Here is a 12,849-nt window from a genome sequence, read left to right as displayed (position 1 = left end):
CGATGAAACTTCTTGAAGGCCGGTATGCGGTGATCACCGGCGGCGCGGGCCCCCGGGGGCTGGGCAAGGCGATGGCGCGGATGTTCACCGAACACGGCGCGACGGTGGCGATCCTGGATCTGGACCGCGACGCGGCACAGGGCGCGGCAGCGGATCTGGGCAACGATCACATCGGCTTGGCCTGCGACGTGACCGACAAGGCCGCCTGCGACGATGCCGTTGCCGCGGTGCTGACGCGGTGGGGACAGATCGACGTTCTGGTGAACAACGCCGGGATCACCCAACCGCTGAAAATCATGGACATCGCGCCGGAAAACTATGACGCGGTGCTGGACGTGAACCTGCGCGGCACCCTCTATGCCAGCCAGGCGGTGATCCCGGCCATGCGCGCGGCGGGCCGCGGCAGCATCGTCAACATCTCGTCCGTATCGGCGCAACGCGGCGGCGGCATCTTCGGCGGGCCGCATTATTCGGCAGCCAAGGGCGGTGTGCTGGGCCTGACCAAGGCGATGGCGCGCGAGCTGGCGCCGGACAACGTGCGCGTCAACGCGATCTGCCCCGGCTTCATCGCCACCGACATCACGGCGGGCAAGCTGACCCCCGAGCAGGAGCGCGGCATCCTCGAAGGTATTCCCATGGGCCGGGTCGGTCAGGCGTCGGACGTGGCGGGCTGCGCGCTGTTCCTGGCGTCGGAGCTTTCGGCCTATTGCACCGGAACCGAAGTGGACGTGAACGGCGGATCGCTGATTCACTGACCGCGCCTTGACACACCGCGGCGGATCGTTGCCCTGTCGGCCGTCCGTCCGCCTGCAGGAGATCTGATATGTCCATCCCACGCACCCCGTCGTTCCGTCTTGACGGACGCCGCGCCCTTGTGACCGGCGCCAGTTCCGGCATCGGGCGCGCCGCCGCACTGGCCCTGGCCGATGCGGGCGCCGCCGTCACCCTGGTCGCGCGGCGGGCCGAAACGCTTGAGACCGTGCGCGCCGAAATCGAGACGGAAGGCGGCACCGCCGAGATCCTGCCGCTGGACATCACCGACATCGCGGCCACCGACGCGGCGCTGGACGCGCGTGCGCCGTTCGATGTGCTGGTCAACTCGGCCGGGTTGGCCCGCCATTCTCCGGCCGTCGACACCACGCCCGAAGATTACGACGCGGTCACCGATCTGAACGTGCGGGCAGCGTATTTCCTGACCCGTGCCGTGGCGAAACGGCTGATTGCTGCGGGCAAACCCGGCAGCCTGATCAACGTCTCAAGCCAGATGGGTCATGTCGGTGCGGTGGACCGCGCGCTGTATTGCGCCACGAAACACGCGCTGGAAGGGATGACCAAATCCATGGCCGTCGAATGGGGCGCCCATGGTATCCGCGTCAACACCCTGTGCCCGACGTTCATCCGCACGCCCCTGGCCGAACAGACGCTGAAGGATCCCGAACGCCGCGCCTGGATCGAGAGCAAGATCAAGCTGGGCCGCGTGGGCGAGGTCGAGGATCTGATGGGCCCGGTTGTGTTCCTCGCCTCGGACGCCTCGGCGCTGATGACCGGCACGTCGCTTTTGATCGACGGCGGCTGGACGGCCGAGTGACGCTGCGCCTCGGGTTGATCGGCGGCAATATCGGCGCGTCGCAGGCTCCGCGCCTGCACCGGCTGGCCGGACAGCAGAGCGGGATAGACGTGCGCTATGACCTGCTGACACCGGGTGCGACCGGCGTGGATTTCACCCGCATCTTCGCCGGATGTGTGCGCGGCGGCTATCGCGGGGTGAACATCACCTATCCCTACAAGGAACGGGTGATGGGCCTGCTGCACACCGATGCCGCGACCCTGCGGACCATGGGGGCGGTCAACACGGTGGTGTTCGGGGCCGACCGGCCGCGCGGGTTCAATACCGATCATTCGGGGTTCATCGCCACCTATCGCGGCGCGCGCGGCGATCTGGCACCGGGGCCGGTCCTGTTGATCGGGGCCGGGGGTGTGGGGCGCGCCGTCGCCTTTGGCCTGCTGTCGCTGGGCGTCAGCGATCTGCGGCTGGTGGACCGGGATCCGGTGAAGGCCGCAGCACTGGCGCGCGATCTGCGCAGCCTAGCGCCGGATCTGAGAACGACGGTGTCACAGGATGGCACCGACGCGGCGGTTGGGGCCCGTGGGCTGATCAATTGCACGCCGCTGGGGATGACGGGGATCGGCGGAACGCCCCTGTCGCGGGCTGCGATGACCGGGGCGGAATGGGCCTTTGACGCCGTCTATACCCCCGAGGACACGGCGTTCCTGACCGATGCGCGCGCGCTGGGCCTTCAGGCCATATCGGGGTGGGAGTTGTTCTTTCACCAGGGCGTGCAGGCCTGGGCGCATTTTTCCGGCACACCGCTGGACGAAGACCGGCTGCGCGCCGACCTTCGCGCCGGCTGAACGGATCAGCCCCGCGCGGCGATCACCTCGGCCAGCCCTTCGCGAAACTTCGGCACGCCGCCGTTGGCCGGATGGCGGATCGCGGGGGCATAGGGGTGGGACGCCGCCAGATGATTTTGCGACGTGCGCCCGATGCAGACGATCCGTGGCTGGCCCAGCAGGTCCAGCATCGCGGTCAGGATATGCAGGTGATCGGCCACCTCGGTCCCGGTCGGGGTCCGGTTGGTCAGCGGATCGTCCCCCTTGCGCGGATGGAACGGAAAGACGTTCCACAGCACCGTGCGGTCGCTGATGCCGTGGCGGATCATCTCGCCCCAGACACAGGAGGCCGTCGGTTCCGAAAATCCGCCCGCGCGCTCGGGCTTGTTGCGCCCCGTTTCGGGGCGGCTGGTGCGGGTGACCGGCGTGCCGGGGGCCAGCACCAATTCGGCGGGCACGGCGGGTTTCAGGCCCAGCAACGTCCGTTCACAGGTCATCGCGATGCCGGAAAACCGCGCGCCCTGGTATCCCGGCGCCTCGGCCACTAGCACCAGATCGGTCTGACCCATGCGCCGTTCGAGATAGCCGCGCAACTGGCGCAGGCGGATGGTCGGCGCGTCGGGCGTCGCGTCGACGGCGGGTTCGTGGATCGTATAGGGATTGGCACAACCCGGCGGCGCCGGAGTGCGCACCAGCAGGTCCAGAAAGTCGTCGATCACAGGAACACCCGCGACGGATGCAATTCGCCCGCGCGATAGATACCCACCGCAACGGCGCGGCCTTCGAAACTGGCCCATGCCTCATCGCCGTATTCGGCCTCGGACGAGATCACCATGCCGGGGTTGCCATTGCGCAGGCGCGCCGCGCCCTCGGGGGTGCAGCGGACTTCGGGCAGGTCGCACAGACCTTCCTCAAGCGGGCGGATATACTGGTCGATCTCGGGGGTGCGCGCCAAGTGTTCGATCTGATCCAGCGTCACGCCATCGTCGGCATCGAATGGCCCCGACCAGATCCGGCGCAGCGACAGGACATGGCCGTAGCACCCCAGAGCCTCGCCCAGGTCGCGCGCGATCGAGCGGACATAACCGCCCTTGCCGCACACCAGTTCAAGTTCGACGTGGTCCATGTCGGGCATCGACAGGAAATCCAGCGCCTCGACATAGAGGGGCCGCGCCGCGATCTCCATCGCCTCGCCGTCGCGGGCGCGTTTATAGGCGCGTTCGCCATCGATCTTGACGGCGGAAAACTGTGGCGGCACCTGTTCGATATCACCGACAAAGGCCGACAGGGCGTTCATCACCTCGCCCTCGGTCGGGCGGTTTTCCGAGGTCGCGATCACCTCGCCGTCCGCGTCGTCGGTGTTGGTCGCGATGCCAAGGCGCACGGTAAAGCGATAGGCCTTCAGCGCATCGGTGATGAACGGCACGGTTTTCGTCGCCTCGCCCAGCGCGACGGCCAGAACGCCGGTGGCGTCGGGGTCCAGCGTGCCGGCGTGGCCCGCCTTCTTCGCGTCGAACGCCCAGCGCAGCTTGTTCACCACGGCGGTCGAGGTCAGGCCGGCGGGCTTGTCCACCACGACCCATCCCGAAATATCGCGTCCCTTGCGTTTGCGTGCCACCGCGCACCTCTTTCAATTCCAATGAAGTGTCGCGTGCTAGCGCCCCGCCGCCCGCGCGTCAATCGACCGGCGCGAAGCTTTCAGTCCGTCGCGGCTGGTGCGACGGTGCCCAGGATCGGACCCATGGGAAAGCCGATGTCGTCGCGCCCGATCTCGGGCGCATACAGCCGCGAGATGTTGCCATCGAGGTAAAGCGCGTTGTCGACCTTCAGCGCGTCACGGAAGAACCGCCCGAAGAGATCGAAGTTCACCCGCCGGTCGGAAATGGCGATGATGACCTCGGTGCCGTCGGCATTCACGCCCACCCCGTTGCGGATGTAACGCGATGTGCCATCCTTCAGGAACCGGGGGTGCAGTTCGCCGTCGATCACCAGCATCGGGCCGGATTGGGTGGCAAAGCGGCAATCGGGCGGCGATTCGGCATAGGTGCGGCTTTCGATCACGGCGGCGGTGTCGTCGTCCTTAAGGCAAAACACGCCGTTGGGCAGCAACCCGAAGTTGCCCGGCCCTTCCGACGTCACCAGCCCGGTCAACTCCTTGCCATCTTCGATATACAGGCCGACCGGGGCGCGGTCGTCGTGATACATGCCTGCGTTCATCGCCACGCCAAGGCGCTGGCCCTGTTCGCCAAGTCGCTGGTCGATGTTGCCGAAACTGCCCAGGATCGTGCCGGTCTGGTCGCGCAGCCAGATGCGCATGGGATCGGTCGCCAGCGATATCCGGCAGAAGGTGAGCGGCGCGCCGTCGAACCGGGTGCTTTCGCAACTCGGCGCGGCCGCGGCCCAGGTCGGCAGGCCGATCAGCAACAGGGCAAGCAGGCGGCGCATCTCAGGTGTCTTCCGGCGTGTCGGGGTCCTGCGGCCCCTCGCCGTCCAGATCACGGCGCACGTCGTCGCGTTCGAACAGGGCGCGGGTGTGGTCCATCCGATCGAAAGTGTCGTCGATCATGAACCGCAACTCGGGCGCGTTCTTCAGGATCACCTCCTTGGACAGAAGCCGGCGGATTTCGCCCTTGTTGCGCTTCAGGCCGGCGATCGCCTCGTCCCGGTTGCCGCCGCCCAGGGGCAGCACGAAGATCGTCGCGATCCTGAGGTCGGGCGACACCCGCACCTCGCCCACCGTCAGCGACAGGCGGTTCAGATCGGGATCGTGGATGTCGCCCCGGTTCAGAAGATCCGACAGCGCGCGTCGCATCAGTTCACCCACCCGCAACTGACGTTGGGACGGGCCGGAGGAGTCGGAGAAACGGTTCTTTGCCATGGGGCTGATCTAGGGCGCAACGCGCGGCCTTGCAACAAGGGGTTTCGGGACCGGTGCGAAGCCGCTAGTCCTGAGGCGAAATCCAGACGGGAGACGGAGATGACAGGGCAGCCGCGAATCGTTGTGACGGGCGTGTCGGGCCGGATGGGCCGGATGCTGGTGCAGGTGATCAACGAAAGCGACGACGCCCGGCTGGCCGGCGCGCTGGAGCGGTCGGGCCACGACTGGATCGGCCGCGACCTGGGGGCGATGCTGGGCGGCGCGGAAACCGGCGTGATCGTGGGCGACGATGCCGGCGCGGTCCTTGCCGACGCCGACGTGGTGATCGACTTCACCTCGCCGGCGGCCAGCGTGGGCTTTGCGCAGGACGCGGCGAAGGCGGGCGTCGTCCATGTGGTCGGCACAACCGGCCTGTCCGATGCCGACATCGCCACCATCGACGGCGCCGGACGCGACACCGTCATCGTGCGCGCGGGCAACATGAGCCTTGGGGTCAACCTGTTGATGACCCTGGTGAAGCAGGTGGCCGAGGCGCTGGACCCCGCGTGGGACATCGAGGTGATCGAGGCGCACCACCGCCACAAGGTCGACGCGCCGTCGGGCACCGCGCTGATGCTGGGCCAGGCCGCTGCAGACGGGCGCGGCGTCGCGTTGGACGATGTGTCGGACCGGGGGCGCGACGGCATCACCGGGGCACGCACGCCGGGCGATATCGGCTTTTCCGCGATCCGGGGCGGTGACATCATCGGCGAACACGATGTGCTGTTTGCCACCGAAGGCGAACAGATCGTGCTGCGCCACCGCGCCACCGACCGCGCGCTGTTCGCCCGGGGCGCGTTGCGCGCCGCGCTGTGGGGCCATGGCCAGCCGCCGGGCGCCTATGATATGGTGGATGTTCTGGGCTTGACACGATCCGGTTGACCGCGGGCGCCGTAAGAAACGGTGACCCATCGGATCAGCCCGGAGCACAGACCATGACCGCGACCCGCCTTTCCCTTGCCGCCGCCTGCCTTGCCGTTGCGTGGGGCGCGCCCGTCGCGGCGCAGCAGTTTCGCGCCGTGACGGACAAGAGCGATTTCGTGAACCTGATAAACGGGCGCGAGTTGACGCGGTTCGGCATCCGGTTGTCGGTGTCGCCGGGCGGCGCCATCACGGGCACCGCCTTTACCGCAGATGTCACGGGGAGCTGGACGTGGTCGGGCGATTATTTCTGCCGCAGCCTGAAGTATGGCAACAAGCAGCTTGCCGATAATTGCCAGACGGTCGCGGTCAGCGGCGCGACGATCCGCTTTACCGCGGATCGTGGTGCGGGCGATACGGCCGACCTGACGATCCGCTGACCCTCTGGCGCGATCAGAAGTCGATCGCGATCCCCTTCTTTTCCCAATCGCCGAACCGCACCGCTTCGGGGCCGTCGCGCCCGCCCAGCTCGACCGGCAGATCCAGCGGCTTGCGGTTCTTGCGGCGTTCCTCGGCCTCGGCCAGCGCGCGCCGGGCGGCGGCGGGCATGGTGTCGTCCTGTTTGTCTTGATCCTGCATCGCGGGGTTCCTTTTTCCCGATCCTTCCATGATATACGTCGCCTTGACCAACCCTCAAGCGGTGAACCATGGCAACTTCTCCCGATCCCTCGCGTCGCGCCGCCTTGTCGCTGTTGGCTGACGTTCTGGAAAACAACACGCCGCTGGGCGATGCGGCGTTGCGCCTGCCGTCCAAACTGGACGGACCGGCGCGCGCCCGTGCCCAGCGGCTGGCGGCCGGAACCCTGCGCTGGATGGATCGGTCGGACCGCGCGCTGGGCCCGTTCCTGCGCAACAAGCCGCATCTGCGGGTGCTGAACGCCCTGCGCCTGGCCCTGTTCGAGATCTACGTCGAAGGCACGGCCGACCACGGGGCGGTGAACGACGCCGTGTCGCTGGTGCGCGAGGGGGGCGACACCGCGTCGCAGGCGGGTCTGACCAATGCGGTGCTGCGCAACATCCTGCGCCAGGGGCCCGAAGCCTGGGCCGCCCTGCCGGTGCCGCGCCTGGCGAAATGGCTGCGCAAGCGGTTGACCGCGGACCACGGCAAGCCGGCGGTCGCCGCGATGGAGGCGGTGTTCGCCACAGTGCCCCCGTTGGACCTGAGCGCGAAGTCGGACCCGGCCGCGGTGGCGCAGGCCGTGGGCGGCACGGTGTTGGCGACGGGATCGGTGCGACTGGCCGGTGCGGGCCAGGTGTCGGCCCTGCCGGGATACGACACGGGGGATTGGTGGGTGCAGGACGGCGCCGCCGCCGTGGCCGGCCGCTTGCTTGCGGCGCGCCCGGGCGAACGGGTGATCGACCTGTGCGCTGCGCCGGGCGGCAAGACCCTGCAACTGGCGGCGACGGGGGCGGAAGTCACCGCGCTGGACCAGTCGGTGAAACGGTTGGAGCGGGTGCGCGAGAACCTCGCGCGGTGCGGGTTGACCGCAGACGTGATCGCCGCCGATGCCCTGCGCTGGCGGCCCGATACCCCCTTCGATGCGGCGTTGGTCGACGCACCCTGTTCGGCCACCGGCACCGTGCGCCGCCACCCCGAACTGCCGCGCATCAAGGACGGCAGCGGGCTGGACGAATTGATCGCGCTTCAGGCGGCGATCCTGGATGCCGCGCTGGAGATGGTGAAACCGGGCGGGCGGGTCGTGTTCTGCACCTGTTCGTTGCTGCGGGCAGAGGGCGAGGATCAACTGCTCGCGGCGCTCGGGCGCCATCCGGGTTTGACCGTCGATCGCGCGGCGCTGGAGAGTCCCGGCATCGATCCGGCATGGATCACGCCCGAAGGCGGCCTGCGCCTGCGCCCCGATTACTGGGCCGATCTGGGCGGCATGGACGGGTTTTTCATCGCGGCCCTGACAAAGCCCGCCTGACACGTCGCCCGGATTCCCGTGTTGCGCAAATCCGGTCCCGCCGGCAAGCCAGAGCCGCACCGGTTTTTTGCCATGACACGCGGGCGGGTTTTGCGGTATCGTGGCAACAATCAGACCCCGCACTCCGCAGAGATCAGCGAGGCTTACAGGCAAGTGTCCCGATCCGAACCCTGGTCAGCGCGCCGCTTGCGCTGGATGAACCGGCTGCACGCGCGCGCCAGCACCCTGTCGCAGCCTGCGACAGGCTTCGTCTCGCATCCCGAACCGCGCACCATCGGCAGTTTCGCGCGCGGGCGGCAGTTGTCGTCGGGCAATTTCCTGTTCGCGGGGTTTCTGGTCGAGGCGCCCGATACCGCGATCTGGGACCTGCCGATGCCCGATCTGGCGTTCGAACAGGAATTGCATGGCTTTGCCTGGATCGACGATCTGGCCGCCGTGGGCGACGGGGCGGCGAACCTGCGGATGCGGACCTGGACCCATGCCTGGATCGGGCGGTTCGGGCGCGGCACGGGGCCGGGCTGGACGCCCGATCTGACCGGCCGACGGTTGATCCGCTGGATCCACCACGCGATCACCCTGCTGAACGGCCAGGACCAACCGGTCAGCGATGCCTTCTATCGCTCGCTCGGGCAACAGGCCAATTTTCTGTCGCACCGCTGGCATGCGGCGTCGCCGGGGCTGGCCCGGTTCCAGGCGCTGGTCGGGCTGATCTATGCCGGAATCGCGCTGACGGGGATGGACCGGCACCTGGTGCCTGCGATCAAGGCGCTGAACCGCGAATGTGAAACCCGAATAGATGCCGAAGGTGGAATCCCCACCCGCAATCCCGAAGAACTGATGGAGGTGTTTACCCTTCTCAGTTGGGCCGCAAGCGCGCTGCGCGAAAGCGACCGCTTGCCGGGACGGGCGCATCTGGACGCGCTGGAACGGATTGCGCCCTGTTTGCGCGCCCTGCGCCACAGCGATGGCAGCCTCGCACGGTTTCATGGCGGCGGGCGGGGTGCCGAAGGATGGCTGGATCAGGCGCTGTCGGCCTCGGGGATCAAGACCGCGCGCCGCGAAGGGTTGGCCATGGGGTTCTATCGCCTGGCACACGGGCGCACCTCGATCATCCTGGACGCGGCGCCACCGCCCGAGCGCGACGCGTCGGCGCAGGCCCATGCCTCGACCTTGGCGTTCGAACTGACATCCGGACGCCGCCCGTTGATCGTGAATTGCGGATCGGGGCGGACGTTTGGCGAGAAGTGGCGCCGTGCGGGGCGCGCGACGCCATCACATTCGACCCTGGCGATCGAAGGGTTCTCGTCGTCGCGTCTGGGCGTGGCGGGCATCATCGGCGGACAAAACGCCGAACTTCTGGTGGACGCGCCCAGGGACGTGCGGATCGAAACCCGGCAAAGCGACCATTCGACGGGGTTGATCGCGGGCCACGACGGATATCTCGCGACCCACGGGCTGACCCATGTGCGACAGTTGTACCTCGGGCTGGACGGGCGCGGGCTCCAGGGCGAGGACGTTCTGGCCACCGTCGAGCGCCAGGATGAACGCACCTTCGACCGGGCGCTGGATCGCACCGGCCTGAAGGGAATACCGTTCAAGCTGCGCTTTCATCTGCACCCGGACGTGGACGCCGAACAGGACATGGGTGGCACCGCCGTGTCCATGGTGCTGAAAAGCGGAGAAATATGGGTGTTCCGCTATTCCGGCGGCGCGAAGATGACGCTGGAGCCGTCGGTTTACCTGGAAAAGGGCCGGCTGGCCCCACGCGCCACACGCCAGATCGTGCTGAGCATGCTGGCGCTGGAACATGCCACCCGCATCGCCTGGACCCTTGCCAAGGCCCAGGATACGCCCGATACGGTGCGCGACCTCCAGCGCGAGGATCTGATGCTTCAGGAGTGAGGCATGGGGCGCGGTCTGTCCGTGCCGTGGGTCCGATGCCGCGCCCGAACGCCAGCCGCAAGGAATATCCCATGACCGACCTGCACCCCGTCCGCCGCGCCCTGTTGTCCGTTTCCGACAAGACCGGCCTGATCGACCTGGGCCGCGCCCTTGCCGAACGCGGGGTCGAGTTGCTGTCCACCGGCGGATCGGCCAAGGCGCTGCGCGAGGCCGGTCTTGACGTGCGCGATGTGGCGGATGTGACCGGCTTTCCGGAAATGATGGACGGGCGGGTGAAGACACTGCACCCGGCGGTGCATGGCGGATTGCTGGCGCTGCGCGACGACGAAAGCCATGTCGCCGCGATGAAGGACCACGGGATCGGCGCGATCGACCTGCTGGTGGTCAATCTCTATCCGTTCGAGGCGACGGTGGCGGCGGGCGCCGATTATGCCACCTGCGTCGAAAACATCGACATCGGCGGCCCGGCGATGATCCGCGCCGCCGCCAAGAACCACGGTTTCGTCAACGTGGTGGTGGACGTCGAGGATTACGCGCCGCTGCTGGCGGAACTGGAGGCGCACGACGGTGCGACGACCCTGGCGTTCCGGCAGGGGTTGGCGCAGACGGCCTATGCTCGCACGGCGGCCTATGACGCGGCGGTGTCGGGCTGGATGGCGGGGGCGCTGAACATCGAGGCGCCGCGCCGCCATGCCATGGCCGGGCGTCTGGTGCAGACCATGCGGTACGGCGAAAACCCCCATCAGGGCGCGGCGTTCTACACCGATGGCTCGGACCGCCCCGGCGTCGCCACGGCGGTGCAACACCAAGGCAAGGCGCTGTCCTATAACAACATCAACGACACCGACGCGGCGTTCGAGCTGATTTCGGAATTTCCGGCCGAAGACGGCGCCGCCTGCGCCATCATCAAGCACGCCAATCCCTGTGGCGTCGCCCGGGGTGCGACCTTGCTGGACGCTTACCGCGCCGCGTTCGATTGCGACCGCACGTCGGCCTTCGGCGGAATCGTCGCGCTGAACCGCCCGCTGGACGCCGAAACGGCCGAGGCGATTTCAGCGGTGTTCACCGAAGTGGTCGTCGCGCCCGGGGCGGACGACGCCGCAATGAGTATTTTCAGCAAGAAAAAGAACCTGCGTCTGTTGACAACCTCGGGGCTGGGCGATCCCGCGGCGGCGGGGCGGATCGTCAGGCAGGTGTCGGGCGGATTCCTGCTGCAGGACCGGGACAACGGACGCCTTGCCCGCGCCGATCTGAAGGTCGTGACCGACCGCCAGCCCAGCGACGCCGAGATGGCCGATCTGCTGTTTGCCTGGAGCGTCGCCAAGCACGTCAAGTCCAACGCCATCGTCTTCGCCAGGGACGGCGCGACGGTGGGGGTGGGTGCCGGCCAGATGAGCCGCGTCGATTCGACCCGGATCGCGGCGCGCAAGGCGCAGGACATGGCCGAGGTACTGGGGCTGGACGCGCCGTTGACCGAGGGCGCGGTCGCGGCGTCGGATGCGTTCTTTCCGTTTCCCGATGGCCTGCTGACGCTGGCCGAGGCGGGGGCGCGGGCGGTGATCCAGCCCGGTGGGTCCATGCGCGACGATGCGGTGATCGCGGCGGCGAACGAGGCGGGGCTGGCCATGGTGTTCACCGGCATGCGCCACTTCCGGCACTGACATGCGGGTTTTGTGGTATTCCGCCCTTGCGATCTTCCTGCTGGATCAGGTCAGCAAGTATATCGTCGTGCATTGGATGCGCCTGTCGAGCGTTGGCCAGATCGAGGTCTGGCCCCCCTATCTGACCTTCGCCATGGCGTGGAACCGGGGCATCAACTTTGGCCTGTTCGCCGGCGATACCGATCTGACCCGGTGGATCCTGATCGCGATCGCGCTGGTGATCTCGGGCTGGGTGGTCTGGTGGATGCGGCGCGAGAAACCGGGCGTCATGGCGCGCATCAGCGCCGGGTTCCTGGTGGGCGGTGCCCTGGGCAACGTGATCGACCGGCTGTTCTATGGGGCGGTTGCGGATTTCCTGAACATGTCATGCTGCGGCATCGACAATCCCTATGCCTTCAACGTCGCCGACATCGCGATCTTCGCCGGGGCCATCGGATTGCTGCTGTTCACGGGCAGCGACAGCGCAGGCGCCAGGAAATCGGGTCGGCGCGGCGCAAAGAGGCCGTGACGACCGGCCCGGGATCGGCTAAACGATGCAAGGAACGCACGACGGGAGACGGCAATGATGCTTGGCAAGACGAACCGGTTCGGGGCGCGTGCGCTGTGTCTGACCCTGTGTCTTGGCGCGCTCGTCGCCTGCACGCCGAAAAATCCCAGGCTTCTGAACCTCAGCGCGCCGGGGCCGGGGCCGGACGAGTTCTCGATCCTGCCGACCAAGCCGCTGCAATCGCCCGAAAGCTATGACGCCCTGCCGGCGCCGACACCGGGTATGGCCAACCGGGCCGACGCCACGCCACAGGCCGATGCTGTCGCCGCACTGGGGGGCAATCCCGCGGCCCTGGCGTCGGGCGGGGGGGCGCGCGATGCTGCGCTGATCTCGCACACCACGCGGTTCGGGGTGACGCCGGGAATCCGCCAGACACTGGCGGCCGCAGACCTGGAGTTCCGCCGCCGCAACGATGGCCGGGTGCTTGAGCGGCTGTTCGATGTGAACGTCTACTACCGCGCCTACAAGAAGCAGGAACTGGACCAGTATCGCGAGCTTGAGCGGTTCCGCCGTGCCGGTGTGCGCACCCCTGCCGTTCCGCCGAAGCCGCAATAAAAAGGCGCGTAGGATTACAGTTTTGTAATC

The 12,849-nt window shown here is 67.7% G+C and carries 15 protein-coding genes; 10 read left to right on the top strand and 5 right to left on the bottom strand.

Annotated elements, in window-relative coordinates; translation table 11 throughout:
* Positions 1–2: 2 nt before the first annotated feature.
* From CFP68_RS15035 to CFP68_RS15025, 3 genes are all read left to right on the top strand, one after another.
* Positions 3–755, top strand: a complete 753-nt coding sequence (locus CFP68_RS15035; RefSeq protein WP_169961482.1) for an SDR family NAD(P)-dependent oxidoreductase — start codon at positions 3–5, stop codon at positions 753–755.
* Between the two features lie 68 nt (positions 756–823).
* Entirely contained in the window at positions 824–1,588 is a 765-nt protein-coding gene (locus CFP68_RS15030; RefSeq protein ID WP_099827751.1) for an SDR family NAD(P)-dependent oxidoreductase, read from the top strand.
* Positions 1,585–2,412 (top strand): shikimate dehydrogenase family protein, encoded by an 828-nt coding sequence (locus tag CFP68_RS15025; protein WP_241524114.1) that lies wholly within the window; start codon positions 1,585–1,587, stop codon positions 2,410–2,412. Before CFP68_RS15030 ends, CFP68_RS15025 begins: the two co-directional genes overlap by 4 nt.
* A gap of 5 nt (positions 2,413–2,417) precedes the next feature.
* Here the strand turns inward: CFP68_RS15025 and CFP68_RS15020 are convergent, their stop codons facing one another.
* The 4 genes from CFP68_RS15020 to rbfA form a co-directional block, all read right to left on the bottom strand.
* Complete coding sequence (locus tag CFP68_RS15020; protein ID WP_099827750.1) at positions 2,418–3,110, bottom strand: uracil-DNA glycosylase; 693 nt, start codon at positions 3,108–3,110, stop codon at positions 2,418–2,420.
* The gene (gene truB, locus CFP68_RS15015; protein WP_099827749.1) at positions 3,107–4,009 is read right to left on the bottom strand and encodes a tRNA pseudouridine(55) synthase TruB; all 903 of its coding nucleotides are present in this window, start codon (positions 4,007–4,009) and stop codon (positions 3,107–3,109) included. Before truB ends, CFP68_RS15020 begins: the two co-directional genes overlap by 4 nt.
* A gap of 80 nt (positions 4,010–4,089) precedes the next feature.
* Positions 4,090–4,836 carry a phosphodiester glycosidase family protein gene (locus CFP68_RS15010; protein WP_099827748.1) on the bottom strand — a complete coding sequence of 249 codons (747 nt, stop codon included), beginning with the start codon at positions 4,834–4,836 and terminating at the stop codon, positions 4,090–4,092.
* Between the two features lies 1 nt (position 4,837).
* Positions 4,838–5,269 (bottom strand): 30S ribosome-binding factor RbfA, encoded by a 432-nt coding sequence (rbfA, locus tag CFP68_RS15005; protein WP_099827747.1) that lies wholly within the window; start codon positions 5,267–5,269, stop codon positions 4,838–4,840.
* 99 nt (positions 5,270–5,368) lie between these two features.
* Here rbfA and dapB point away from each other — a divergent pair, with 99 nt between their 5' ends.
* Positions 5,369–6,190 (top strand): 4-hydroxy-tetrahydrodipicolinate reductase, encoded by an 822-nt coding sequence (gene dapB, locus CFP68_RS15000; RefSeq protein WP_099827746.1) that lies wholly within the window; start codon positions 5,369–5,371, stop codon positions 6,188–6,190.
* A gap of 53 nt (positions 6,191–6,243) precedes the next feature.
* The gene (locus CFP68_RS14995; RefSeq protein ID WP_099827745.1) at positions 6,244–6,609 is read left to right on the top strand and encodes a dihydrodipicolinate reductase; all 366 of its coding nucleotides are present in this window, start codon (positions 6,244–6,246) and stop codon (positions 6,607–6,609) included.
* 13 nt (positions 6,610–6,622) lie between these two features.
* Here CFP68_RS14995 and CFP68_RS14990 read toward each other — a convergent pair whose 3' ends face one another.
* Positions 6,623–6,808, bottom strand: a complete 186-nt coding sequence (locus tag CFP68_RS14990; RefSeq protein WP_099827862.1) for a DUF1674 domain-containing protein — start codon at positions 6,806–6,808, stop codon at positions 6,623–6,625.
* 68 nt (positions 6,809–6,876) lie between these two features.
* Between CFP68_RS14990 and CFP68_RS14985 the strand changes: the two genes are divergently transcribed.
* The 5 genes from CFP68_RS14985 (at position 6,877) to CFP68_RS14965 (ending at position 12,819) form a co-directional block, all read left to right on the top strand.
* On the top strand, positions 6,877–8,154 hold the full coding sequence (locus CFP68_RS14985) for an RsmB/NOP family class I SAM-dependent RNA methyltransferase (protein ID WP_099827744.1): 1,278 nt from the start codon (positions 6,877–6,879) through the stop codon (positions 8,152–8,154).
* Between the two features lie 195 nt (positions 8,155–8,349).
* A complete protein-coding gene (locus CFP68_RS14980; RefSeq protein ID WP_099827743.1) occupies positions 8,350–10,056 on the top strand; it encodes a heparinase II/III family protein in 1,707 nt (568 codons plus the stop codon).
* Positions 10,057–10,127: 71 nt separating this feature from the next.
* Positions 10,128–11,717: a bifunctional phosphoribosylaminoimidazolecarboxamide formyltransferase/IMP cyclohydrolase gene (purH, locus tag CFP68_RS14975; protein ID WP_099827861.1), complete on the top strand. Its 1,590-nt coding sequence runs from the start codon at positions 10,128–10,130 to the stop codon at positions 11,715–11,717.
* Between the two features lies 1 nt (position 11,718).
* Positions 11,719–12,225 (top strand): signal peptidase II, encoded by a 507-nt coding sequence (gene lspA, locus CFP68_RS14970; protein WP_099827742.1) that lies wholly within the window; start codon positions 11,719–11,721, stop codon positions 12,223–12,225.
* Positions 12,226–12,282: 57 nt separating this feature from the next.
* Complete coding sequence (locus tag CFP68_RS14965; protein WP_099827860.1) at positions 12,283–12,819, top strand: DUF3035 domain-containing protein; 537 nt, start codon at positions 12,283–12,285, stop codon at positions 12,817–12,819.
* The last annotated feature ends 30 nt before the right edge of the window (positions 12,820–12,849 follow it).

Origin of the sequence: Oceaniglobus indicus, assembly GCF_002751875.1 — a bacterium.
Taxonomy (GTDB): Bacteria; Pseudomonadota; Alphaproteobacteria; order Rhodobacterales; family Rhodobacteraceae; genus Oceaniglobus; species Oceaniglobus indicus.
This window is presented reverse-complemented; position numbering and strand designations above follow the sequence as displayed.

What these genes read in the sequence shown, in the direction of transcription:
- CFP68_RS14995 (WP_099827745.1), top strand. Translation starts at nt 6,244, where the DNA reads ATGACCGCGACCCGCCTTTCCCTTGCCGCCGCCTGCCTTGCCGTTGCG.
- CFP68_RS15030 (WP_099827751.1), top strand. Translation starts at nt 824, where the DNA reads ATGTCCATCCCACGCACCCCGTCGTTCCGTCTTGACGGACGCCGCGCC.
- lspA (WP_099827742.1), top strand. Translation starts at nt 11,719, where the DNA reads ATGCGGGTTTTGTGGTATTCCGCCCTTGCGATCTTCCTGCTGGATCAG.
- purH (WP_099827861.1), top strand. Translation starts at nt 10,128, where the DNA reads ATGACCGACCTGCACCCCGTCCGCCGCGCCCTGTTGTCCGTTTCCGAC.
- rbfA (WP_099827747.1), bottom strand. Translation starts at nt 5,269, where the DNA reads ATGGCAAAGAACCGTTTCTCCGACTCCTCCGGCCCGTCCCAACGTCAG.
- CFP68_RS14985 (WP_099827744.1), top strand. Translation starts at nt 6,877, where the DNA reads ATGGCAACTTCTCCCGATCCCTCGCGTCGCGCCGCCTTGTCGCTGTTG.
- CFP68_RS15010 (WP_099827748.1), bottom strand. Translation starts at nt 4,836, where the DNA reads ATGCGCCGCCTGCTTGCCCTGTTGCTGATCGGCCTGCCGACCTGGGCC.
- dapB (WP_099827746.1), top strand. Translation starts at nt 5,369, where the DNA reads ATGACAGGGCAGCCGCGAATCGTTGTGACGGGCGTGTCGGGCCGGATG.
- CFP68_RS14965 (WP_099827860.1), top strand. Translation starts at nt 12,283, where the DNA reads ATGCTTGGCAAGACGAACCGGTTCGGGGCGCGTGCGCTGTGTCTGACC.
- CFP68_RS14990 (WP_099827862.1), bottom strand. Translation starts at nt 6,808, where the DNA reads ATGCAGGATCAAGACAAACAGGACGACACCATGCCCGCCGCCGCCCGG.
- CFP68_RS15035 (WP_169961482.1), top strand. Translation starts at nt 3, where the DNA reads ATGAAACTTCTTGAAGGCCGGTATGCGGTGATCACCGGCGGCGCGGGC.
- CFP68_RS14980 (WP_099827743.1), top strand. Translation starts at nt 8,350, where the DNA reads ATGAACCGGCTGCACGCGCGCGCCAGCACCCTGTCGCAGCCTGCGACA.